Source organism: Thiorhodovibrio frisius (genome assembly GCF_033954835.1).
Lineage (GTDB): Bacteria > Pseudomonadota > Gammaproteobacteria > Chromatiales > Chromatiaceae > Thiorhodovibrio > Thiorhodovibrio frisius.
On record NZ_CP121471.1, the window covers coordinates 4,139,515 to 4,161,476 of the forward strand.

Annotated in this window: 19 protein-coding genes; 13 read left to right on the forward strand and 6 right to left on the reverse strand. The window is 62.0% G+C overall.

The annotated features are described in order from the left end of the window. Positions 1-19 precede the first annotated feature (19 nt). A complete protein-coding gene (gene recN, locus Thiofri_RS18820) occupies positions 20-1,684 on the reverse strand; it encodes a DNA repair protein RecN (protein ID WP_009147343.1) in 1,665 nt (554 codons plus the stop codon). Continuing rightward, the gene (locus Thiofri_RS18825; RefSeq protein WP_009147342.1) at positions 1,678-2,727 is read right to left on the reverse strand and encodes an NAD(+)/NADH kinase; all 1,050 of its coding nucleotides are present in this window, start codon (positions 2,725-2,727) and stop codon (positions 1,678-1,680) included. Before Thiofri_RS18825 ends, recN begins: the two co-directional genes overlap by 7 nt. Positions 2,728-3,027: 300 nt before the next feature. On the opposite strand from Thiofri_RS18825, the gene hrcA reads away from it, so the two are divergent. The 4 genes from hrcA (at position 3,028) to dnaJ (ending at position 8,139) form a co-directional block, all read left to right on the forward strand. Beyond that, a complete protein-coding gene (hrcA, locus tag Thiofri_RS18830; RefSeq protein WP_009147341.1) occupies positions 3,028-4,086 on the forward strand; it encodes a heat-inducible transcriptional repressor HrcA in 1,059 nt (352 codons plus the stop codon). A gap of 80 nt (positions 4,087-4,166) precedes the next feature. Continuing rightward, positions 4,167-4,799, forward strand: a complete 633-nt coding sequence (grpE, locus tag Thiofri_RS18835) for a nucleotide exchange factor GrpE (RefSeq protein WP_009147340.1) — start codon at positions 4,167-4,169, stop codon at positions 4,797-4,799. Positions 4,800-5,048: 249 nt separating this feature from the next. Next, positions 5,049-6,971: a molecular chaperone DnaK gene (gene dnaK / locus Thiofri_RS18840; RefSeq protein WP_009147339.1), complete on the forward strand. Its 1,923-nt coding sequence runs from the start codon at positions 5,049-5,051 to the stop codon at positions 6,969-6,971. Between the two features lie 19 nt (positions 6,972-6,990). Continuing rightward, positions 6,991-8,139: a molecular chaperone DnaJ gene (gene dnaJ / locus Thiofri_RS18845; protein WP_009147338.1), complete on the forward strand. Its 1,149-nt coding sequence runs from the start codon at positions 6,991-6,993 to the stop codon at positions 8,137-8,139. A gap of 102 nt (positions 8,140-8,241) precedes the next feature. Here dnaJ and Thiofri_RS18850 read toward each other — a convergent pair whose 3' ends face one another. Both Thiofri_RS18850 and Thiofri_RS18855 read right to left on the reverse strand, forming a co-directional pair. Further along, positions 8,242-9,159 carry a diguanylate cyclase gene (locus tag Thiofri_RS18850; RefSeq protein ID WP_009147337.1) on the reverse strand — a complete coding sequence of 306 codons (918 nt, stop codon included), beginning with the start codon at positions 9,157-9,159 and terminating at the stop codon, positions 8,242-8,244. 37 nt (positions 9,160-9,196) lie between these two features. Beyond that, the gene (locus Thiofri_RS18855) at positions 9,197-13,324 is read right to left on the reverse strand and encodes a PAS domain-containing hybrid sensor histidine kinase/response regulator (RefSeq protein ID WP_009147336.1); all 4,128 of its coding nucleotides are present in this window, start codon (positions 13,322-13,324) and stop codon (positions 9,197-9,199) included. A 254-nt stretch (positions 13,325-13,578) separates the two neighbouring features. Here Thiofri_RS18855 and Thiofri_RS18860 point away from each other — a divergent pair, with 254 nt between their 5' ends. From Thiofri_RS18860 to trpC, 3 genes are read left to right on the forward strand one after another with little or no spacing between them, the layout of a single operon-like run. After that, entirely contained in the window at positions 13,579-14,157 is a 579-nt protein-coding gene (locus tag Thiofri_RS18860; RefSeq protein WP_009147335.1) for an anthranilate synthase component II, read from the forward strand. A gap of 37 nt (positions 14,158-14,194) precedes the next feature. Next, complete coding sequence (gene trpD / locus Thiofri_RS18865; RefSeq protein WP_009147334.1) at positions 14,195-15,214, forward strand: anthranilate phosphoribosyltransferase; 1,020 nt, start codon at positions 14,195-14,197, stop codon at positions 15,212-15,214. A gap of 48 nt (positions 15,215-15,262) precedes the next feature. Then, positions 15,263-16,063 carry an indole-3-glycerol phosphate synthase TrpC gene (gene trpC, locus Thiofri_RS18870; protein WP_009147333.1) on the forward strand — a complete coding sequence of 267 codons (801 nt, stop codon included), beginning with the start codon at positions 15,263-15,265 and terminating at the stop codon, positions 16,061-16,063. Positions 16,064-16,092: 29 nt separating this feature from the next. Here the strand turns inward: trpC and crp are convergent, their stop codons facing one another. Then, complete coding sequence (gene crp, locus Thiofri_RS18875) at positions 16,093-16,755, reverse strand: cAMP-activated global transcriptional regulator CRP (RefSeq protein ID WP_009147332.1); 663 nt, start codon at positions 16,753-16,755, stop codon at positions 16,093-16,095. Between the two features lie 215 nt (positions 16,756-16,970). Here crp and Thiofri_RS18880 point away from each other — a divergent pair, with 215 nt between their 5' ends. After that, positions 16,971-17,387 (forward strand): OsmC family protein, encoded by a 417-nt coding sequence (locus Thiofri_RS18880; RefSeq protein WP_009147330.1) that lies wholly within the window; start codon positions 16,971-16,973, stop codon positions 17,385-17,387. 72 nt (positions 17,388-17,459) lie between these two features. Continuing rightward, complete coding sequence (gene speD, locus Thiofri_RS18885; protein ID WP_009147329.1) at positions 17,460-18,311, forward strand: adenosylmethionine decarboxylase; 852 nt, start codon at positions 17,460-17,462, stop codon at positions 18,309-18,311. 69 nt (positions 18,312-18,380) lie between these two features. Here speD and coq7 read toward each other — a convergent pair whose 3' ends face one another. Then, on the reverse strand, positions 18,381-19,037 hold the full coding sequence (gene coq7 / locus Thiofri_RS18890) for a 2-polyprenyl-3-methyl-6-methoxy-1,4-benzoquinone monooxygenase (RefSeq protein ID WP_009147328.1): 657 nt from the start codon (positions 19,035-19,037) through the stop codon (positions 18,381-18,383). 286 nt (positions 19,038-19,323) lie between these two features. Between coq7 and Thiofri_RS18895 the strand changes: the two genes are divergently transcribed. The 4 genes from Thiofri_RS18895 (at position 19,324) to Thiofri_RS18910 (ending at position 21,959) form a co-directional block, all read left to right on the forward strand. After that, positions 19,324-19,509 carry a hypothetical protein gene (locus Thiofri_RS18895; protein WP_009147327.1) on the forward strand — a complete coding sequence of 62 codons (186 nt, stop codon included), beginning with the start codon at positions 19,324-19,326 and terminating at the stop codon, positions 19,507-19,509. 80 nt (positions 19,510-19,589) lie between these two features. Further along, entirely contained in the window at positions 19,590-19,895 is a 306-nt protein-coding gene (gene lptM / locus Thiofri_RS24880) for an LPS translocon maturation chaperone LptM (protein WP_009147326.1), read from the forward strand. 23 nt (positions 19,896-19,918) lie between these two features. Further along, entirely contained in the window at positions 19,919-21,187 is a 1,269-nt protein-coding gene (lysA, locus tag Thiofri_RS18905) for a diaminopimelate decarboxylase (protein WP_009147325.1), read from the forward strand. A gap of 85 nt (positions 21,188-21,272) precedes the next feature. Beyond that, positions 21,273-21,959 carry a class I SAM-dependent methyltransferase gene (locus Thiofri_RS18910; RefSeq protein WP_009147324.1) on the forward strand — a complete coding sequence of 229 codons (687 nt, stop codon included), beginning with the start codon at positions 21,273-21,275 and terminating at the stop codon, positions 21,957-21,959. Positions 21,960-21,962 lie beyond the last annotated feature (3 nt).

Sequence of the window (21,962 nt, forward strand, 5' to 3'; positions counted from 1 at the left end):
ATCGCTTACCTTAGTGCCATCACGGCCTTGCCAGCATCTCCTCGGCATGGGCGCGGGTAGTGGCGGTGATGTCGGTGCCGCCGAGCATGCGGGCAATTTCCTCAATGCGCTCAGCGGTGCCGAGGGCGGTGATTTCGGCGAAGGTCTGGCCGTCTTTGGTGTGCTTATGCACGCGCAGCTGCTGGTGGGCCTGGGCGGCGACCTGAGGCAGGTGGGTGACGCAGAGCACCTGGCGCTCTTCGCCGAGCTGGCGCAGTTGGCGCCCGACGATCTCGGCCACGCCACCGCCGATGCCGACGTCGACCTCATCGAACACCAGCACCGGGATGCTGATGCAGTTGGCGGTGGCGACCTGGATTGCAAGGCTGATGCGTGAAAGCTCGCCGCCTGATGCCACCTTGGCCAGCGGCTGCGCTGATTGGCCTGGGTTGGCGCTGACCAGAAAGCTGATCTGATCGAGCCCGTGCGCGGCTGCGGCGGCGCTGTCCTGGGTTTGAATATCGATAGCAAAGAGCCCCCCGGACATGCCAAGTTCCTGCATTGAGGTGGTGACCGTGGTGCTGAGACGCTCGGCGGCGGCGCGCCGCGAGGTGGTCAGATCCCCGGCTGCCTTGAGGTAGGCGGCGCGCGCCTGCTCGCGTTCGGCGGCCAGGCTGTCGAGGTCGGCATCGGCCTGTCCGAGCTGATGGTATTCGCTTTGGATGTCGCGGTGCAGGTCCGGGAGCTGGGCCGGCAGCACCCGGTATTTGCGCGCCATCTCGTGAATACGGCTCAGACGGTCTTCAATCTCTTGCAGCCGCGCCGGGTCCATCTCGAGCGTATCGAGATAGTGGCGCAGGTTGGAGGCGGCTTCTTCAATCTGCACGGCAGCGCCTTCAAGCAGCTCGACGCTTTGGCCGAGCCGGGCATCGAGGGCGCTCAGCTCGGCGAGTTCACCACCGGCGCGACTGAGCTGGTCGTGCAGCGCGGGTTCGCCGTCGTAGATGAGTTGTAAAATCCTGGCGCTGGTCTCTTGCAGCTTGCCCTGGTTGGCGAGGCGGCGCTGGTCAGTGTCGAGCTGTTCGAGTTCGTCTTCGCTCAGTGCCAGGTCGTCGAGTTCAGCCAGCTGGAAGCGCAGCAGGTCGAGTCGCGCGGCGCGCTGGTCGCGCTCGGCGGTCAGGCGCTGGCAGCGCTGATCGCAGTCACGAAAGTGGCGATAGACCTGGGCCACGGCAGCGCGCAATGGGCCATGATCGGCATAGCCGTCAAGCAGATCGCGCTGGGCGCTGGCGCGCAGCAGGGATTGATGGGCATGCTGACCATGAATATCGACCAGGCGTTCGCCAAGGGCTTTGAGCTGGCTGCTGCTGACGGTGCGACCGTTGACGAAGGCGCGCGAACGGCCGCTGCTTTGCAGCACGCGGCGGATGGCGCAGTCGCCATCTTCGTCCAGCTCCTGCTCGGCAAGCCATTCGCGCGCCTGCGGGCAGGCGCTCAAGTCGAAATGGGCGCTGACCTCAGCCTTGTCGCGCCCGGCGCGGATCATGCCGGCATCGGCACGCTCGCCCAGAGTTAGCCCCAAGGCGTCGATCAGAATGGACTTTCCGGCGCCGGTCTCGCCGGTCAGGGCGGTCATGCCGGGGCCGAACTCTAGCTCCAGGCGACTGACAATGACCAGATCCTGAACCTGAATATCGGTTAACACCTTGTACCTTCCTGGACTTGTCCGCCCCAGCCGAGTTTGGCGCGCAGCAGTTGGAAATGATCATGCCCGCGCGGATGCAGCAGCCGCAATCGCGTCGGGCTGCGGCGGATGCGAACGGACCTGGTGTTCGCCAGCCCAAAGGCAACCTGGCCGTCGCAGGTGAGGCGCGCTGTTTCAGGATGATGATGACACAGGCGGATTTCGATCTCGCTGTCCCCGCCAACGACGAGCGGCCGGTTGCTCAGCGTATGGGGGCAGATGGGCACCAGCAGCAGGTTATCGAGCCCCGGGTGCAGCAGCGGCCCCCCGCCTGAGAGGGCATAGGCGGTGGAGCCGGTGGGGGTGGCGACGATCAGACCATCGGAGCGCTGGGCATTGACGAACTGGCCGTCGATGTAAGTCTCGAATTCGATCATGCGCACCGTATCCCATTTGGCGATCACGGCTTCGTTTAGCGCCCGGCCCGGCCAGGCTGGCGCGCTGCCCGATGCGCCGCCGATCCCACCGTTGGTCGCACCCTCGGTCACACCCTCGCTCACGCCCTCGGTCATCCCCAGCAGACGGGTCTCGAGCAGGCTGCGATACTCGGTGTCGAACTGCCCCTCAAGCATGTCATTGAGGCGAGTCTCGATGCAGTCGGGCGAGAGATCAACCAGAAAGCCGAGGCGCCCGAGATTAATGCCAACCAGGGGCGTGCCGGTCGGGGCAATATCGCGCGCGGCATGCAGGAAGGTGCCATCACCGCCAATGACGATGACTAGGTCGCATTGGACGGCCAGCCGGGCGTAGGGACTCGCATGAGCATCGCGGTGGTCTGAATCATCAGGATCAATCCCGGATTGATGGATTGTTGCACTCGCTTGCGGTTGGACCGAGGGCGGGCACAGATCGGCACTGTCGCTGAGAAGCCTGGCTGTGGCCGGCTCCAGTAGCGCCTGATAACCGCACCGCTCGAGATGCGCGAGCAGTCGCCGCAGGGCCGCCGCGACGCGGGTGTCCGGCTCCTGTTTGCCGATAATGCCAATAGTCTGGAAAGCGCTCATGCGGATGTTTCTGCCACGCCGGTGGTTGCGGCCCCAATAACCGAGCCGTCTGCGATTATACCGGTGGCGCGCCCCGGTGGCGCGCCAGGTAAGGCTTGTGCGGAATCGACCAAGAAGCAGCGGGCAACGGCAGGCCAACAGCGCCCGGCTTGACAGTCGGGAGCTATGTCCCTAAATTGGCAGGCCGTTAGCACTCTGGTCTTGTGAGTGCTAACAAGAGACTCTAGCTTGCCATGATCAGGCCGCCTCCGGGCGGCATCGGACGGTTGTTCGTTCTCCAGGTTGACTTAAGAGGTTGCGATGGCTGGGACGCGCAGCGACAAAGAAACAAAAGTCAGTGAGCGAGCGTCGCATTTTCTCAAGGCGCTGGTCGAGCACTATAGCCGCGACGGGCAGCCAGTCGGTTCACGCACACTGGCAAAGGAAACAGGACTGGACCTGAGCCCGGCGACTGTGCGCAATGTGATGTCCGACCTTGAGGACATGGGCTTGGTCTCCTCGCCCCACACCTCGGCTGGGCGGGTGCCGACTCTGCTTGGCTATCGTCTCTTTGTCGATAGTTTGTTGACCATTAAGCCACTCAATGAAATTGACGTGGCGGCGTTGCAGGCCGAGTTTGAGCCCTTAAACGATGCGGGAGCCCTGGTGGATACCGCCTCGCGTCTGCTCTCTGGCGTGACGCATCTGGCCGGCGTGGTGATGCTGCCCCGGCATGAGCGCGATGTCTTTCGCCAGATTGAGCTGCTGCCGCTCTCGGGTAAAAAAGTGTTGGCCATTTTGGTCACTGGGGAAGGAGAGGTTCACAACAGGATTATCCACACGGAGCGCCCCATCAGCCCGGCGCAACTGGTGCAAGCATCCAACTTTCTGACCGAACTGTTTACCGGTCAGGACATGGGGGAGGTGCGCAAACGCTTGCTTGAGGATCTGCGGATCACGCACCAACAGATGGACGCCTTGTTGCGTCACGCCCTGGAAATGGCGCAGCGGGTGATGGAATCAGCCGAGCACAAGGATCAACTGCGGGTATCGGGTCAGACCAACCTGATGCAGTTTGACGAACTAGCCAGCATGGACCGCTTGAAGGCCCTGTTTGAGGCCTTTAACGAAAAACGGGAGATCCTCTATCTGCTTGATCGCTGCATCCAGGCCGAGGGTGTGCAGATTTTTTTTGGTGGCGAGTCGGGCTATGAGGTGCTTGACGATTGCAGTCTGGTAACCACGCCTTACCGGGTGGATGGCGAGGTGCTCGGGGTGCTTGGGGTGATCGGCCCAACCCGTATGGATTATCAGCGGGTGATTCCGGTCGTCGATGTGACAGCGCGGCTGCTAGCAGCGGCGCTAAGACAACACAATTGATCAAGATGTGGTTCGCGCGTCTGCGGCGGCTCCTGTCAGGGAGAGTCGGAGGCGGTCGGACTACCGCGGAGGTAAAGGGCATGACGATGGACCAGCAAGGTCAGGAACAACCACAGGGCGATGCGGAAGAATTCGCGGCCCAAACTGGCGAGGGGGCCGGCTTGAAAGCAGCGCAGGCGCCTGAGTCGGCGGAGGGCGGCGCCGAAGCAGCGGCATCACCCTGGCCGGAAGACCCGGGCGAATTGATCGCCATGATCGAGCAGGAGCGCGCGCGCAATGAGGCGTCACGCGATCAACTACTACGCGCCCGGGCGGAGGTTGAAAACATCAGCCGGCGCAAGGCGAAGGAGCTTGAAAACGCGCACAAATTTGCGCTCGAGAACTTCGTGCGCGAGTTGCTTCAGGTGCGCGACAGCCTGGAACTCGGCCAGTCTGCGGCAAGCGAGTCCGATGCCGATGTGGTCAAGCTGCGCGAGGGCATGGACCTGACCGTTAAGCTGCTTGGCGATGTGATGACCAAGTTCGGTGTTGAGCGGGTCGATCCCATGCATCAGCCATTCAACCCGGAGTTTCATCAGGCCATGTCCATGCAGCCGCGTGCGGATGTCGCGCCCAATACGGTCGTAGCCGTGATTCAACGCGGCTACACCTTAAACGGCCGCTTGGTGCGCCCGGCGCTAGTGATGGTGTCGCAGGCGATTGAGCAGGGTTGAACGCAACCGCAGCCAACACCTCGGGCAGTGCTCGAGACGGCCGCGCGGGGCGATCAAGGCATCGGCGTTAAGGCTTGAACTTTGCAGGGTTTTGCCTCACTTGCGAGAACATGTCGGTCGGAGTCCACGGCCCGAAACAGACTGCGAATCTGGCTCGGATGCGGCGCCTGTCACCGCGCGGCATTGGATCAGGTCTGCGCAAATCACGAATTAGACCCTTTTTAAATCGTTAAAATCGGAGAACTCAACATGGGAAAGATCATCGGTATCGATCTCGGCACCACCAACTCCTGCGTGGCAGTGATGGATGGCGACAAGCCGAAAGTGATCGAGAATGCCGAAGGCGATCGCACCACGCCGAGTATCGTTGCTTATTCAAGCGACGGTGAGGTGCTGGTCGGCCAATCCGCCAAACGGCAGGCGGTTACCAATCCAAAAAACACCCTGTTTGCCATCAAGCGCCTGATTGGCCGGCGGCACGAGGACCATGTCGTCTCCAAGGACAAGGACATGGTGCCTTACCAGATCGTCCGTGCTGACAACGGCGATGCCTGGGTTGAGGTGAACGGCAAGAAGATGGCCCCGCCCGAGATTTCGGCCAAAGTGCTGCAGAAGATGAAGAGCACCGCCGAGGACTACCTGGGCGAGAAAGTCTCGGAAGCTGTCATCACGGTCCCGGCTTATTTCAACGACTCCCAGCGCCAGGCCACCAAGGACGCGGGGCGCATCGCCGGGCTGGAAGTCAAGCGCATCATCAATGAGCCCACGGCTGCTGCCTTGGCCTACGGCATGGACAAGCAGCGCGGCGATCAGAAAGTCGCCGTCTATGACCTCGGCGGCGGTACCTTCGATATTTCCATCATTGAGATTGCCGAGATCGAGGGCGAGCACCAGTTCGAAGTGCTGTCTACCAATGGCGATACCTTCCTCGGTGGTGAGGACTTCGATCTGCGCATCATTGACTTCCTGGCCAATGAGTTCAAAAAGGACCAGGGCGTTGATCTGCACAATGATCCGCTCGCGCTGCAACGCCTGAAAGAAGCCGCCGAGAAGGCCAAGATCGAGCTCAGCTCCAGTCAGCAGACCGACATCAATCTGCCCTATATCACGGCCGATCAGAACGGTCCTAAGCATCTGAATATCAAGCTGACCCGGTCCAAGCTGGAGTCTCTGGTTGACGACTTGGTGGATCGCACCCTCGGCCCATGCCGCACCGCGCTCAAGGATGCCGGCGTCACCGCTGGCGATATCGACGAGGTCATCCTGGTCGGCGGCCAGACCCGCATGCCCAAGGTACAGGCCAAGGTGCAGGAGTTCTTCGGCAAGGCGCCGCGTAAAGACGTGAACCCGGACGAAGCCGTCGCAATCGGCGCGGCCATCCAGGGCGGCGTGCTCGGCGGCGACGTGAAAGACGTGCTACTGCTCGACGTCACCCCGCTGTCGCTGGGCATCGAGACCCTCGGCGGCGTCATGACCAAGCTGATCGAGAAGAACACCACCATCCCGACCTCGGCCGAGCAGGTGTTCTCCACTGCCGACGACAACCAGACCGCCGTGACCGTGCATGTGCTCCAGGGCGAGCGCCAGCGTGCGGCCGATAATAAATCGCTGGGCCGCTTCGATCTGTCCGACATTCCGCCCGCACCGCGCGGCGTGCCTCAGATCGAGGTCAAGTTCGATCTCGACGCCAACGGCATTCTCAATGTCTCGGCCAAGGACAAGGCGACCGGCAAGGAGCAGTCCATCGTCATCAAGGCATCCTCTGGTCTGTCGGATTCGGAAATCGACCGCATGGTCAAGGACGCCGAGGCCCATGCCGAGGACGACCGCCGCTTCCAGGAGCTGGTCGGCGTGCGCAACCAGGCCGACAGCATGATCCATGCGACGCGCAAGTCCATGGAGCAAATCGGCGAGGACAAGCTCGAGTCCGGCGAGAAGGACCGCATCGACTCCGCCATCAAGGACCTCGAAGAGGCCATGAAGGGCGAGGACAAGGACCGCATCGAGTCCCTGACCAAGGCATTGGGCGAGGCGTCTTCCAAGATGGCCGAGCGCCTCTATGCCAACCAGCAGGGTGGTGAGCCGGGTGATGGCGCTGGCGATACGGCCGATGCGACTGCCGATGACGTGGTCGATGCCGAATTCGAGGAAGTCAAGGACGACAAGAAATAAGGGATCTTGAGCTCACACCATGGCCAAACGCGACTACTACGAGGTCTTGGGCCTCAGCCGCAACGCGAGCGAGCAGGACATCAAAAAGGCGTTCCGACGCTTGGCGATGAAGCACCACCCGGACCGCAATCCGGACGATTCCGAAGCCATTTCCAAGTTCAAGGAGGCCAAGGAAGCGCATGATGTTTTAACCGATGCGCGCAAACGCTCTGCTTACGATCAGTTCGGGCACGCCGGGGTCGGTGGCGCTCAGGGCGGCTTTGGCGGCGGCGGGCCTGGCGACTTTGGCGGCGGCAGCTTCTCGGATATCTTCGGCGAAGTCTTCGGCGACATTTTCGGCGGTGGTCGCGCCCCCGGCGGCGGGCGGCGCGTGCATCGCGGAAGCGACCTGCGCTACGACCTGAGCCTGACGCTTGAAGAGGCCGTCTCTGGCAAGGATGTCAAAATCCGCATCCCCACCGCAGTGGAATGTCACCACTGCGGTGGTAGCGGTGCCAAGCCAGGCACCCAACCCAAGACCTGCCCGACCTGTCAGGGCCTTGGGCAAGTGCGCATGCAGCAGGGTTTTTTCTCCGTTCAGCAGACCTGCCCTCAGTGTCGCGGCTCAGGCAGTATCATTGAGGATGCTTGCCACCATTGCCGGGGTTCTGGCCGGCTGCGCGAAGAAAAAACCCTCTCTGTCAAGGTGCCTGCTGGGGTCGACAACGGTGATCGCATCCGCCTGGCGGGCGAGGGAGAAATCGGCGACAAGGGTGGCCCACCGGGCGATCTCTATGTGCAGATTCAGGTGCAAGAGCACCCGATCTTTACCCGCGATGACAATAACCTCTACTGCGAGGTGCCGATCAGCTTCACCACCGCCGCCCTTGGCGGCGAGTTCCAGGTACCGACCCTCGACGGCAAGGTGATGCTCAAGGTGCCCCACGGGACCCAGAGCGGCAAGATGTTCCGCATGCGCAGCAAGGGCATCAAGCCGGTGCGAGGCGGTCCCGTCGGCGACCTGATCTGCCGGGTGATGGTAGAGACGCCCATTAACCTCACCGAGCGGCAGAAGGAATTACTGCAGGAACTTGACGAGAGCTTCACGGCGGGAGGCGACCGCCACAGCCCGCATTCCACATCCTGGCTAGACCGAGCCAAGAGCTTTTTTGAGAAAATGGGCCTGTAATAAGCATCGACTGGTCATTGCGTACTGGCCGCCGGCTATACCAATCGCAAATTGGTTGTCGGTTTTGGGCCGGGTGATGGGCACCCCGAAGAATGACCACAGTCAGACTGTCACGCACTCCACCCGGTTGCGGCCCGCTCGCTTGGCTTGGTAGAGCGCCTCATCAGCCGCTTTAAGCAAGCGTTCGGGTTGTCGTTCGGGTTGGTCTGGGTCGACTTCAGTCGCGGCCACGCCCAAGCTGATGGTGACGCGATCCGCGCTGTCGGAATGGGCGTGCGGCAGATTTTTTGCAAACAAGGCTTCGCGCACCCGCTCGGCTGTGGCGCAAGCGCCTGAGCGATCAGTATTAGGCAACAGCAGGACGAACTCTTCCCCACCATAACGGGCCACGCTGTCGGCCGGGCGTTGCAAACTGGCTTTGAGAGCGTTTGCCACCTGGCGCAGGCAGTCGTCGCCGGCGCCATGTCCGTAATTGTCGTTGTAGGCCTTGAAATGATCCACGTCGATCATGGCCAATGCCAGCCATTGCCCTTCGCGGCGCGCGCGCTCCCATTCTGTAACGAGCGATTGGTCGAAGCGGCGCCGGTTGGGGATATAGGTCAGACCGTCGATCAGGGCCAGCTCCTCGAGCAGGTCGGTTTTGAGCTTGAGGTTGATGTGGGTCTTGACCCGTGCGCGCACCACCGGCAAGTGAAAGGGCTTGGGGATGTAGTCCACCGCGCCCAGATCGAGCCCGTACGCCTCGTCATCGACACTGGTCTTGGCAGTGACGAAAATGATGGGGATAGCGCTGGTGGTGGGGTCAGCCTTCAGCTGTTGGCACACCTCGTAGCCGTCCATGCCAGGCATCATGATGTCGAGCAGGATGAGATCGGGCGGTGTCTCGGAGCGCGCGACCTCAAGCGCCTTGGCGCCCTGATTGGCCACTCTGATGCGATACTCGGATTTTAGCGCTTCGGCCAGAAGCTGGATGTTCGCCGGCACGTCGTCGACGATTAATACAGAAGCTTGGTGCATCATAAATCGTTGTTGGTCGTTCGGGGCAAATCGGTATGCTCTAGGTCCGCTGCCTGCGTCGGCTTGTTGGGGTCAGGGCGGCTAGTGTATCAGCTGCGCTCTCGTAGTCGAATGCATCCAGTGCCTGCTCGACACGGGTAAGGATGCGCAGCGCGGCGGGGCTGGCATTCTGGCGCAGGACGCCGAGCAATTCCGGGGAGACGTACTCGCTGTCGGCAAGCAACTGCCGCAGCCTGGTGAGTTGTTCCGGGTCGATGCCGAGCGCAACATCCTGCTCCGCCAAGGGGGGTTGCGTTGTTTCATCGCGTGCCGCTTCTGCTGTCGCCTGCTTGCCCGTCTTAAGCTTGCCAGTGGTGTTGGCAAGCTTGATCCAGCGCGTCATGACCTCAATCAGGTGGGCTGGGATGACGGGCTTGCTCAGGTGATCGTTCATGCCGGCGGCCAGGCAGCGCTCGCGGTCGGTCTCCAGGGCGGCGGCGGTGAGTGCGATGATGGGCACATCCGGATTGTGGGCGCGAATGGCCTCGGTGGCCGCATAGCCGTCCATCAGCGGCATTTGCAGGTCCATCAGCACAACGTCGAAGTCCTGCTGCAGTGCCAGGTCTGCCGCTTCCCGCCCATTGGTGGCGAGGGTCACGGAAGCGCCGATCTGGCACAGAATGCCCTCGACCACCATCTGGTTGATGCGATTGTCCTCGGCGACCAGAACGCGAACCCCTTGCAAGGGAGAGAGGCTCCCCGGATTGGCTTCCGCTGCGTAAGCGCGCACTGGGCGCTGAGCCTGGGTCACATTGGCAATGGCATCGAAGAGTGCCGAGGGAGTGACCGGCTTGGCGAGCAGGCGCGGCAGCTCCGAGCTGTCGCCACGCGCAAGGAGCTGGGCCTGCTCAATGCTGCTCACCATCAGGACCACGGGCGTGGGTGGATCGCCAAGGGCGCGCGGCGGCAGGCCTTCGGCCGGCGCCGGCGGCGCGGCGACCGGACAAAAGCGACAGTCCAGACACTGTTTGGCTTCTAGCAGCACCAAATCCACCGGCTGACCGGCAGCTGCGGCCTGGGCAATGGCCTGACGAGCGCCGGGGCAGCTGCTCGCTTCGAGCAGTGTCATGCGCCAGGATTGCAGAATCTCAGCAAGCAACTGGCGCGCGGCCGGGCGTTTGTCGACGATCAAGATGCGGCTTTGGCCGATTGCGTGCGGCGGCGCACCAATGCGCGCAGCGGCGCGTTCGGGCAGTTTAAACTCGGCATGAAAACAAAAGGTGCTGCCTTGCTCGGGAGCGCTGCGCGCCTTGATGGTACCGCCCATCAGCCGCACCAGACGCTGGCTGATGGTCAGCCCGAGCCCGGTGCCACCATAGCGGCGGGTGATGGAGCCGTCGGCCTGGGTGAAGGCCTGAAACAGCCGCTCGATGGTGTCCGCAGCCATGCCGATGCCGCTGTCCCGAACGCTAAAGCTGAGTTCAATGCGCTCATCACGCTCGCTCACCACCCGAATGGCCAGTTCCACCTGGCCCTGTTCGGTAAACTTGACCGCGTTGCCGACCAGATTATTGAGCACCTGCCCAAGGCGCATGGGGTCGCCAATCAACTGACGCGGTACCTGAGGGGCGATGCGATAAAAAAGGTCCAGCCCTTTGGCCTCGGCCGCAGCCTGAAACAGCGCCGTGAGCTGCTCAAGCAGGTCCTCGAGCCGGAACTGGGTCTGCTCGAGCATGACCCGACCGGCCTCGATTTTTGAGTAGTCAAGAATGTCGTTCAAAATACCGAGCAGCGCGCGTGAGCTGTGGCGGACTTTATCGAGGTAGTCGCGCTGGCGGGCATCGAGTTCGGTGCTCAACGTGAGTTCTGTCAGGCCGATCACGGCGTTGAGCGGGGTGCGAATTTCGTGGCTCATGTTGGCCAGGAATTCGCTTTTGGCGCGGTTGGCGGCTTCGGCCGCTTCCTTGGCGGCGAGCATGGCCGCCTCGCTGGCACGGCGTTCGGTGAGATCGAGTACATGATTGACGGTGAAGGTCAATCGACCTGACTCATCGCGTACCGCCGAGGAAGTCAACAGAATAGGGACAATGTGGCCGTCCTTGTGCAGATAGCGCTTATCGAGATGCACCTGATCGGTCGCGCCGCTGACCAGTTGTTCAAGCGCAACCAGATCAGCCGGCAGATCGTCGGGGTGGGAGATGGACTGGAAATCGCGTGCCAGAAGTTCCTCGGCGCTGTAGCCGAGGATGTCGCACAGCGCCTGGTTGACCTGCAGCCAGCGACCCGCGCCATCGACCAGCGCCATGCCGTTGGGGGCGATCTCGAAGGCGCCGCGAAAGCGTGCCTCCTCGCGCGCCATGCGCTCCTCGGCCAAGCGGGTGTCGGTCACATCCCAGTTGCAACCGATCATGCGCACCGGTTTGGCATTGGCATCTCTGATGATGCGCGCGGCGACGCGCAGCCAGCACAACTCGCCGTTGCGGAGAATGCGAAACTCGGAATCGAACCCGTCTTGGGCGTCTAGCGCTTGTTTGAGCTGCGCATCCATGCGCGCGCGATCATCGGCGCAGAGCGCGAAATACCAACGGGTGTAAGGCTCTTGGCCGTCGCCGACGGGCAGGCCGTAGAGCCGATACATCTGCTCGTCCCAGGACAGGGTTTCGCCATTGATTTCCCATTCCCAGATGCCAATCCCGCCAGCACCGGTCGCGAGCAGCAGGCGCTCGCTCAGGCCGCGTAGCTCGGTGATGTCGCGGTACATCGCGTAGAAGAACGGACTACCGGCGATCTCGGTGAGTTGAACCGAGACCATGGCTGTCATAATGTGACCGTCGCGGCAACGATGGCGGGTTTCAAAATCGTCGCGACCAGTGCGGGCGATACGCTCCACATGGGCCCGCACAGCCTCGGCGTCCTCATTCGCCTCATAGGCGGCGATTGGCAGCCGGGCGAATTCGTCCGCCGTGTAGCCAAGACGCTCGTGCGCGAGGCGGTTGAACTGGAGCGGCAGCGTCGTTTCCGGGTCCAGAATGACGATGCTCTCGGGTGACATTTCAAACAGGGCACGCAGGCGTTGCTCGGACAGACGCAGGGACTCGTCGGCCTGCTTTTGCTCGGTGACGTCGCGGTTGAGACCTCGGTAGCCGACCAGCTCGCCGTGATCGTCAAACACCGGGACACCGGCAAACGCGAAGCAGCGCGCGCCGCCCTGCTTGGTTTTCAGCCAGTTCTCGTGCTTGCCGAGTGCCCGACCCTCGGCGCGCGCCGCCTCGAAAATCGACTGAATGCGCGCGCCTTCATCGGCGTCCATGAACTCAAAGGGAGCGCAGCCGATCAGCTCGTCCGGGCGGTAGCCGAGGAGTTCTTCGATCTCGCCGGCGACGAAGCTGAAGCGGCCACTGCGATCCACCTCCCAGATGAAATCGGCCGTACTGGCAATGATGTCGCGAAAGCGTGCCTCACTCTCAGCCAACCGCCGCTGGGCGAGCTTGCGCTCGGTCATGTCGCGCTGCACGCCGAAATGCCCGAGAATGCGTCCGCGATGGTCATACAGACAGCGGTAATCGCCTTCGATAAACACCGGGCTGCCGTCAAAACGGCGCTCGTCGGTCTCGGTGTGCAGGCGGCCGGTATCAAAGAGCTGCCGCCACTGCCGGCGACCCTCAGCCAAATCGTGGGCGAAAAAATCCGCCGGTCGCAGTCCGATCAGTTGCTCCGGTTGCGCGGCGTACTGGCGGCACATGGCCTGGTTGGCATGGGTCAGGCGCTGGTGCTCAAACACCTGATCGAGCACCCGCTCTTTATCGACGCTGTCATCCCAGCAGACTGGCTCATCAAGCATCATGAAAAACAGGCCGTCGAGCGACTGCTCAAACAGCATAGCCAGATAGCGCGGGTTGACGCCTGTTGGCAGTTTGGTTTCGGCGCTGTCTGGACGGCCCGACGAGGCGCGCCAACCACCCAGAGGATGATCAGCGAGTAGGCCGTTGGCCTGAAGGCTGGTGCACTCCTGCTGGCAGAGCGCCAGCGGCAGGCCGAAAGCGTCGGCCAACGCCGGGGTTGCAAGCCCAGGGTGCGCGGTGACAAATTGCACCAGAGCCTGTTGTAAGGGGGTGACTGCCGCCGTGGTGTGCGAGGCTTTTCTAGGGCTAGGGCTATCCGGTTGTTGCGGATTTTGGGCGGCGGTCATGGCTTAGCTTGTGCCCTTGGCCTCAGGTTATCAGGGGTTTGGCCAAGCCAAGCCCCAGGTACGAGCAGCCCATGGCGGCATTTGGCTGCGACCGGTTCAGGTCTGGGTGCAGGTCTGGCATCCTGGTGCACTGCTGAGGTTAAGCATAACACTGTCCGCCAATTCTGTCGGTTTGCACCGAGCAACCAACGGATCGCCCCCACAGGTATAATTGCCCGCCAGACGCGCGGCCAGGCCAGCTCATTGGTGCCAGCATGATTTTGATGATCGACAATTATGATTCTTTTACCTACAACCTGGTGCAGTACCTGGGGGAGTTGGGGGCGGAAGTGCGTGTGGCGCGCAACGATGAAATCAGCGTGGAGCAGGCACTGGCGCTGAATCCCGAGCGCATTCTGATCTCGCCCGGGCCTTGTACGCCGGATCAGGCAGGGATTTCGGTGCCGCTGATTCATGCTGCGGCGGGTCGGGTACCGCTGCTTGGGGTCTGCCTGGGGCATCAGTCCATTGGGCAAGCTTTTGGCGCGCGCATCGTCAGGGCGCGGGAAGTGATGCATGGCAAGACCTCGCCGATTCATCATGCCGGTCAGGGCGTGTTTTCTGGACTGGCCAATCCGCTCACAGCGACGCGGTATCATTCGCTGATCATTGAGGCTGAAAGCCTGCCTGAGTGCCTGGAGGTGACCGCCTGGACCGAGCACGCCAGGGGCGAACGCGATGAGATCATGGCCGTGCGCCATCGTGACTGGCCGGTGGAAGGGGTGCAGTTTCATCCGGAATCCATTTCAAGTCAGCAGGGGCATGAGCTGCTGCGGAATTTTCTTGCAGACTGAAACCAACAGCATTTGACGCGCTGAAAGTAGGAGCCTCATGGATATCAAACAAGCCATTGCCCGCGTTATCGACGGCCTGGACCTGAACGCGGATCAGATGACCTCAGTGATGCGTGCCATCATGACGGGCGCTGCCACCAACGCTCAGGTAGCCGGCATGCTAGTGGCCCTGCGCATGAAGGGCGAGAGCGTGGAGGAAATCGCCGCCGCTGCTGCCGTGATGCGCGAGCTGGCCGTTGGTGTAGACCTCTCCGGTCTGGATTTCACCGTCGACATCGTCGGCACCGGCGGAGATTGTGCCGGGCTCTTTAATGTCTCGACCACCTGCATGTTCGTCGCCGCCGCCGCCGGCTGTCATGTGGCCAAGCATGGCAATCGCTCGGTGTCTTCGCGCTCCGGCAGTGCCGATGTGCTCGAGGCCGCCGGAGTGCGCCTGGACCTGACACCCGATCAGGTCGCGCGCTGCGTGCGCGAGCTTGGCGTGGGCTTTTTGTTCGCGCCCGCGCATCACACCGCGATGAAGCATGCCATCGGCCCGCGCCGGGAGCTTGGCGTGCGCACGTTGTTTAATGTGCTGGGGCCGCTGACCAATCCCGCCGCAGTGCCCAATCAAGTGCTCGGCGTCTTTGCCGATGATCTGGTGCCGGCGCTGGCCGAGGTACTGCAACGCTTGGGCGCCCGCCACGCGCTGGTGGTGCACTCGCGCGATGGACTGGATGAAATCAGCATCGCCGCAGCCACCCGGGTCGCGGAGTTGACCGTCGATGGCATTCGCGACTACGAACTGGCGCCCGAGGATGTCGGACTCACTCGCGCCTCTCTTGACTCTTTGCGCGTCGACGGACCCGAGGCAAGTCTCAAGCTCATGCACGCTGTCTTCGCCAACGAGCCCGGCCCGGCACGCGACATTGTCGCCCTCAACGCCGGGGCAGCCATCTACGCCGCCGGGCGCGCCGACAGCATTGGCGCCGGAGTCGAACAGGCGCTCGCCCGGCTGGCAGACGGCGAGGCGGGACGTCGGCTGCAAGGACTGATCGATCTCACCCAAGGGTTCTGAAAAGAGCCAACCCTAGCCGCCAACTGCTGACCCCTCGCTGCCAACCACATGCCACAGACCCCTAACATCCTAAAAACCATCGTCGCGCGCAAGGTCACCGAGGTTGCCGAGTGCGCGGCCCGCCGGCCGCTACCAGAACTGCTCGCCCACCTGCGCGATGTCCCGCCCCCGCGCGGTTTTTCTGCCGCCCTGCAAGCGCAGGTCAAAGCCGGCAAGGCTGCGGTAATTGCCGAAATTAAGAAAGCCAGTCCCAGCAAAGGGCTGCTGCGCGAGAACTTCGACCCCGCTGCCATCGCCAAAAGCTATGCCGCCGGCGGCGCCACCTGTCTGTCGGTGCTAACAGACCGGGATTTCTTCCAAGGAGCCGATGACTATCTGATCGAAGCCCGCGCGGCCTGCGACTTGCCGGTCTTGCGCAAGGATTTCATCATCGACCCTTATCAGATCACCGAAGCGCGTGCCCTGGGTGCGGACTGCGTGCTGCTGATCGCGGCCTGTCTCGAGGATGCGCGATTGCGCGACCTGGCCGCCCTAGCGCTGGAGCTGAAGCTCGATGTGCTGGTGGAAGTGCATGATGCCGCCGAACTGGAACGCGCGCTGGCGCTGCCGCCGGCCTGTCTGCTGGGCATGAACAACCGCGATTTGCGCAACTTTGAGGTGCGGCTTGAAACCACCCTGGCGCTGCGCGATCAGGTGCCGCCCGAACGCCTGCTGGTGACCGAAAGCGGCATTCACACACCGGAGGATGTGCAGCTGATGCGCCAGCAGGGCATCCATGCCTTTCTGATCGGCGAGGCGTTCATGCGTGCGCCGGACCCGGGCGCACAGCTCAAAACGCTCTTTGCCTGAGGCGCGGATATTAGATCGTCGACGCGCGCCTAGCGGGTATTGAACACCACAATCGTTTTGCCCGAGACGCTGAGAAATCCCTGCTGCTCGAGCGATTTCAGCACCCGCCCGGCCATCTCGCGCGAGCAGCCGACCATGCGACCGATGTCCTGGCGGGTGATACGAATCTGCATGCCGTCAGGGTGGGTCATGGCATCGGGCTGCTTGCAGAGGTCCAGCAGCGCACTGGCAATGCGCCCGGCGACGTCCACAAAGGCCAGATCGCCCACCTTGCGGCTCGTCTGGCGCAGTCGAGCCGAGAGCTGGCGGCTGATAGCGAACAGCAGGCCAACAGCATGGGGTTTGAGTTCGCGCTCAAGCAGCTGGATGAGGCGCTGATAGGAAACCTCGGCAATGCGGCAGGGCACCCGAGTGCGCACCGTCACCGAGCGTTGCTCCTGATTTGAAACCGGGTTAGAGAACAGGCCCATTTCGCCGATGAACTCGCCATGGTTGATGTAGGCGAGGGTGATTTCATGATTATCGTCGTCCTCAATGAGCGCAGCGACCGATCCTTCGATCAGATAGTACATAGTCTCGGCTGGAGTGCCCGGGCGCAGCACATCGACCCGCTTGGGATAGCTTTTGATATGGCAATAGCTCAAAAAAGGAGTAAGCCATTCGGGCTGGCGCGGAGGGGCGTAGTCTGACATCAGGATTCCTGGGCGGTGGCTGTGTGAGTTTGTGGGACACATGCTCTGGGTGGTTTGGGGGGCATCCTGCCTGATTCGGCATCTGGTATCCGGCATCCGCAAAGACGCACCCTTCAGCGACAACTATTGCGCAATTGCCGATATTTTGCTCAACCAAAATCGGCTGACAAGCTTAAATCCATTAAAAACCATATATTGCACAGAGGGTTAGACAAATGAAGGCGCGCGTGAAGTGGATCGAAGGGGTGGCGATGATGGCCGAGTCCGAATCCGGCCATGCACTGGTGATGGATGGCCCGCCCGAGTTTGGCGGTCGCAATCTCGGGGTGCGTCCGATGGAAATGCTGCTGCTTGGCATGGGCGGCTGCACGCAGTTTGACGTGATGCTGATTTTAACCCGCGCTCGCCAGCAGGTGAGCGACTGCGTGGTGGAACTTGAGGCCGAGCGCGCCGAGAGCGATCCGAAAATCTTCACCCGCATACATGCCCATTTTATCGTCACAGGGCATGACTTGAGCGAGCGTCATGTCGAGCGCGCGATCAAACTCAGTGCCGAGAAATATTGCTCGGCCTCCATCATGCTCGGGGCCAGCGCCGCGGTCACGCACGATTTCGAAATCCGCCCGGCTTGAGCGAAACTGACGAATCCTCTTGATTAGCCGCGCCGGGGAGAGTAATTTTCGCGCTCTTTTGGGAGGGGGTCGATGCCGCAGTCACTAAAGCGCCTGAAGCTGCATGGCTTCAACAACCTGACGAAGTCTCTGAGCTTCAACATCTATGATGTGTGTTACACAGACTCACCCGAGCAGCGTGCGGCCTATATCGCCTACATTGATGAGGCCTACAACGCCGAGCGTCTGACCGGCATTCTGACCCAGGTCGCCAATATCATTGGCGCCAATGTGCTCAATGTGGCGCGTCAGGACTATGATCCACAGGGCGCATCAGTCACCATGCTGATTGCCGAGGAGCACCCGGGCGGCGAGAGCATCTGTAACTCGGCCACCCCGGGCCCGCTGCCCGAGACGGTGGTGGCGCATCTCGACAAGAGCCACATCACGGTTCACACCTACCCAGAAAGCCATCCGCACAATGGTATCAGCACCTTCCGCGCCGATATCGATGTGTCGACCTGCGGGCTGATTTCACCCCTTAAAGCGTTGAATTATCTGATTCATTCGCTTGAATCCGACATTGTCATCATGGATTATCGCGTGCGCGGTTTCACGCGGGATGTGAAAGGTCGCAAGCATTTTATCGATCACAATATCAGCTCGATTCAAAACTATCTGTCGCGCGATACCAAGAATAATTATCAGATGATCGACGTGAACGTGTACCAAGAGAATTTATTTCACACCAAAATGGTGGTGAACGAGTTCCGCCTGGGTGACTATCTGTTCTGCGTCGACGCCGCCGAGTTGTCCGATAAGGAATACCAGCGCATCCAGCGCCTGGTGCGCCGGGAGATGATGGAAATCTTCTACGGCCGCAACCTGAACCGGGAGATTGAACGCTGGACCACGCCAGGTCGGAAGACGCCGCCGGAAAACTGAGCGGCCAGCGAGACCAAGTGCCAGCCGCAGGTTGCCAGCCGCAGGCGCCAGCAGCCGGGCTCTTGCCCGTCAAACCCAATAAGCCCCGCGCGTCATCAACTTTGAAACGGCCTTCATCGCCCATTTGACCGGCGCCGGCAGCTCGGCCGCTCCGGCATCGCGGGCGACATTGGCATGATGGATCTCATCGCGCTTCATCTGCTCGAGAATCGCCCGACTGCGTTGGTCGGCAATCGGCAGGCGGTCGATGTGCGCGGCCAGATGGTCCTCCACCTGGCGCTCGGTCTCCACCACAAAACCCAGGCTCCATTGGTCGCCACTCAGCCCGGCGATGGCGCCCAAAGTGAGCGAACCACCATACCAGAGCGGGTTGAACAGGCTCTTGCGGCTGTCGAGTTCGCGCAGGCGTTCGTCGCACCAGGCGAGATGATCGTTTTCCTCCAGTGCCGAGCGCTCAAGCTTGGCGCGCACATCGGCATCGCGCGCGGTCAGTGCCTGGCCCTGATAGAGCGCTTGGGCGCAAACCTCTCCCGCGTGATTGACGCGCATCAGGCGCCCGGCGCGCTGGCGCTCCTCGGCGTTGAGTTCAATCTCGGGGAAGGTTTTGGCCGGATTGTCGCGTTCGGTCACCTGTGGCTTGCCGAACAGGGTGCGCAGAGCGGAATCGAATTGCACAATCGCGCGGTCGATGGGGCATGCTGGCGTGGCTGGAGCTGACTGGTTCATGGTGCGGATGTAAACTGATCCTGATAAGGTTATTGAGACCAAAATGCCTGGAATGATGATTCCTTCAGAGGCCGGGTAGCGACCAAGACCTCACTGTAGCGCATGGGACATTCTGAGCGCCAGGTCGGCTGCCCGCGCTTGGCAATTGCTCATAAAATCGCGCCGATACCCCTACTGGCAATGTTAGAATCACCTCATTGAGGCGCTGACATGCTTTAGATATGCATCGGCGATCACGACTATCAATCAGCCACCAACCACAGACCACACTCCGGAGGATATACAGATGGCAGCACTTGTGATGATTCTATTTTGGATTGCCGTTGGCACCGTCATCGGCTGGAATGTCGCGCAGCCAGACTGGGCCAAACAGGCTCAAGCGCAGGTCATGGGACTGATCGGCCAACTGACCGGCCAACTGACCGACAAAACCAGCTCCAAGGACTCCAACAACCCGCCTGACTCCCACTGACAGCGCATCGCTAACTACCCAAATCAACGCACCAAGGGCGCAGTCGCGCCACAACTGGATCGCCCCAAAGGATCAGCCCCATGCCAGCCATTCCCATCGCATGCCCGCAGCGGCCAGCGCGGCACCCTTGGCATCTTGCATGGCTGCGCCTGGGGTTGTTGGGGCTGATCCTGCTCGCGCTGCTCTGCCTTGCCGCTTGCGGTCAGAAGGGGCCTCTCTATCTGCCCGAACCAAAGCCAGAGGCAACGCAGCCCCAAGCGCCAACGCCAGATCCAGCGCCAGAACCGGTCGCGCCCACAGAGTCAGGCGAAAGCCTGGAGGTCATCGACAGCCTGCCTGATCCCGGCATTGGAGACATCTCCTCCCCCGACCTGCTCGGCGACTAACCCTGCTGCCAGCCTGCTGCCAGATGGATGAATTCACCCGCAAAGCCGGCGACCTCCATGCCGAGGCCGTGCCGCTGCAAGCCATTGCCGAGCGCCATGGCACCCCCTGCTATGTCTACTCCCGTGCCACGCTGGAGCGACACTGGCGCGCCTTCGATGCGGCCTTTGCCGAGCGCGATCACCTAATCTGCTTCGCGGTCAAGGCGAATTCCAATCTCGCCGTGCTCAATGTGCTGGCACGCATGGGCTCGGGCTTCGACATCGTCTCGGTCGGTGAGCTTGAGCGGGTGCTGACCGCAGGTGGCGATCCCGGGCGGGTGGTGTTCTCCGGCGTCGGCAAACGCGTGGATGAGATCAGCCGCGCGCTGGAGGTGGGCATCCATTGCTTTAATGTGGAGTCCCCCGCGGAGTTGGAACGCATTGATGCCATCGCCCGTGCCCAGGGCCTGATTGCGCCTGTGTCGCTGCGCGTCAATCCGGATGTCGACGCCGGCACCCATCCCTACATCGCCACGGGTCTGGCTGAGAATAAGTTCGGCATCGCCATCGGGGAGGCTGTCGCCGTCTACCAACTGGCGGCCAGATTGCCCGGGGTGCGGGTAGTCGGCATCGACTGCCACATCGGCTCCCAACTCACCGAGCTTGCTCCCTTTGTTGCCGCACTCGAGCGAGTGCTGGCACTGGCCGATGAACTCGAACGCCTCGGCATCGGGATCGCACACCTGGATCTCGGCGGCGGTCTGGGCGTGCGCTACATTGATGAGCAACCGCCCTCGCCCGCCGCTTATGTCAGCGCCCTGCTCGAGCGACTCGGCGAGCGCCCTTACCGGATTTTGCTCGAGCCCGGACGTGCCATCGCCGCCAACGCCGGCATTCTGCTCACCCGGGTCGAGCATCTCAAACACAATGGTGAGCGCCATTTCGCCATCGTGGACGCGGCCATGAACGACCTCATTCGCCCTGCCCTGTATCAGGCGCAACAGGACATCGTCCAGGTGTGCAAGCGCGACGGTGACAGCCCCGGCGAGGTCCACAGCGTCGACCTGGTCGGCCCGGTATGCGAAACCGGGGATTTTCTCGGCAAAGCGCGCCGCCTGGCGCTCGCCGAGGGCGATCTGCTTGCAGTGCGCTCAAGTGGTGCCTACGGCTTTGTGATGAGCTCAAACTACAACAGCCGCCCGCGCGCGCCGGAGGTGATGGTTGATGGCGACCAGGTGCACCTGATACGCGAGCGCGAGCGCATTGCCGATCTGTTTGCTGGCGAATCCTGCCTACCGCCCGCCCCACACTGAGCCCATCCGCCAAGGCCATCCACCAACCATCCACCAACCATCCACCAGATTCGCCCATCTATCCCCAGCCCCTTTCCTGTCGATCATGCAGCGCCGCCCCGAACCCGAACTCATGGACACCCCCGAGCAGGCCGAAGCCTATGCGCGGGCGGATTTTCGCAACTCCAACGACTTGTTTATGCGCCTGCTCGATCAGCACTGGCCCGAACGCGGCATGGCACGCCGCGAGGGTTGCAAAGCGATTGATCTTGGCTGCGGTCCGGCAGACATTGTGCTGCGCTTTTTGCGCGCCTGGCCCAAGGCCGAATGCACCGCCGTTGATGGCGCTGCCGCAATGCTGGCCGAAGCCCAACGCCTGCTCGATGCGGCAGAAGATCTGAAGACCCACGCCCGGCTGGTGCAGGCAACCCTTCCTGACCCGAGCCTTGGACAGCAGTGCTTCGACCTGATTCTATCCAACAGCCTGCTGCATCATCTGCATCAACCCGAGGTGCTCTGGGACAGTCTCAGGCAGCTTGGCCGACCGGGTGCCTTTGTGCTCGTCATGGACCTGATGCGCCCGCCCGAGCCGAGTTGGGTCGAGGCGCTGCTTCAAACCTATGCCGCGAAGGAGCCCGAGGTGCTGCGCGCGGATTTTCGTCATTCGCTGCGTGCCGCCTTTGAGCCGGCCGAGGTGCAGGCGCAATTGCGCGCCGCCGGCCTTGCCGATACGCTCGAGGTGCGGGTGGTCAGCGATCGTCATCTTGCCGTTTGGGGCCAGTTGCCGGAATGAGGC

Bases quoted from the DNA above. Each gene is read 5' to 3' on its own strand.
- crp (WP_009147332.1), bottom strand. From the start codon at position 16,755: ATGTCAGACTACGCCCCTCCGCGCCAGCCCGAATGGCTTACTCCTTTT.
- Thiofri_RS18850 (WP_009147337.1), bottom strand. From the start codon at position 9,159: ATGATGCACCAAGCTTCTGTATTAATCGTCGACGACGTGCCGGCGAAC.
- speD (WP_009147329.1), top strand. From the start codon at position 17,460: ATGCCGCAGTCACTAAAGCGCCTGAAGCTGCATGGCTTCAACAACCTG.
- Thiofri_RS18855 (WP_009147336.1), bottom strand. From the start codon at position 13,324: ATGACCGCCGCCCAAAATCCGCAACAACCGGATAGCCCTAGCCCTAGA.
- Thiofri_RS18895 (WP_009147327.1), top strand. From the start codon at position 19,324: ATGGCAGCACTTGTGATGATTCTATTTTGGATTGCCGTTGGCACCGTC.
- Thiofri_RS18880 (WP_009147330.1), top strand. From the start codon at position 16,971: ATGAAGGCGCGCGTGAAGTGGATCGAAGGGGTGGCGATGATGGCCGAG.
- dnaJ (WP_009147338.1), top strand. From the start codon at position 6,991: ATGGCCAAACGCGACTACTACGAGGTCTTGGGCCTCAGCCGCAACGCG.
- lysA (WP_009147325.1), top strand. From the start codon at position 19,919: ATGGATGAATTCACCCGCAAAGCCGGCGACCTCCATGCCGAGGCCGTG.
- dnaK (WP_009147339.1), top strand. From the start codon at position 5,049: ATGGGAAAGATCATCGGTATCGATCTCGGCACCACCAACTCCTGCGTG.
- Thiofri_RS18860 (WP_009147335.1), top strand. From the start codon at position 13,579: ATGATTTTGATGATCGACAATTATGATTCTTTTACCTACAACCTGGTG.
- hrcA (WP_009147341.1), top strand. From the start codon at position 3,028: ATGGCTGGGACGCGCAGCGACAAAGAAACAAAAGTCAGTGAGCGAGCG.
- coq7 (WP_009147328.1), bottom strand. From the start codon at position 19,037: ATGAACCAGTCAGCTCCAGCCACGCCAGCATGCCCCATCGACCGCGCG.
- lptM (WP_009147326.1), top strand. From the start codon at position 19,590: ATGCCAGCCATTCCCATCGCATGCCCGCAGCGGCCAGCGCGGCACCCT.
- grpE (WP_009147340.1), top strand. From the start codon at position 4,167: ATGACGATGGACCAGCAAGGTCAGGAACAACCACAGGGCGATGCGGAA.
- Thiofri_RS18910 (WP_009147324.1), top strand. From the start codon at position 21,273: ATGCAGCGCCGCCCCGAACCCGAACTCATGGACACCCCCGAGCAGGCC.
- trpD (WP_009147334.1), top strand. From the start codon at position 14,195: ATGGATATCAAACAAGCCATTGCCCGCGTTATCGACGGCCTGGACCTG.
- Thiofri_RS18825 (WP_009147342.1), bottom strand. From the start codon at position 2,727: ATGAGCGCTTTCCAGACTATTGGCATTATCGGCAAACAGGAGCCGGAC.
- trpC (WP_009147333.1), top strand. From the start codon at position 15,263: ATGCCACAGACCCCTAACATCCTAAAAACCATCGTCGCGCGCAAGGTC.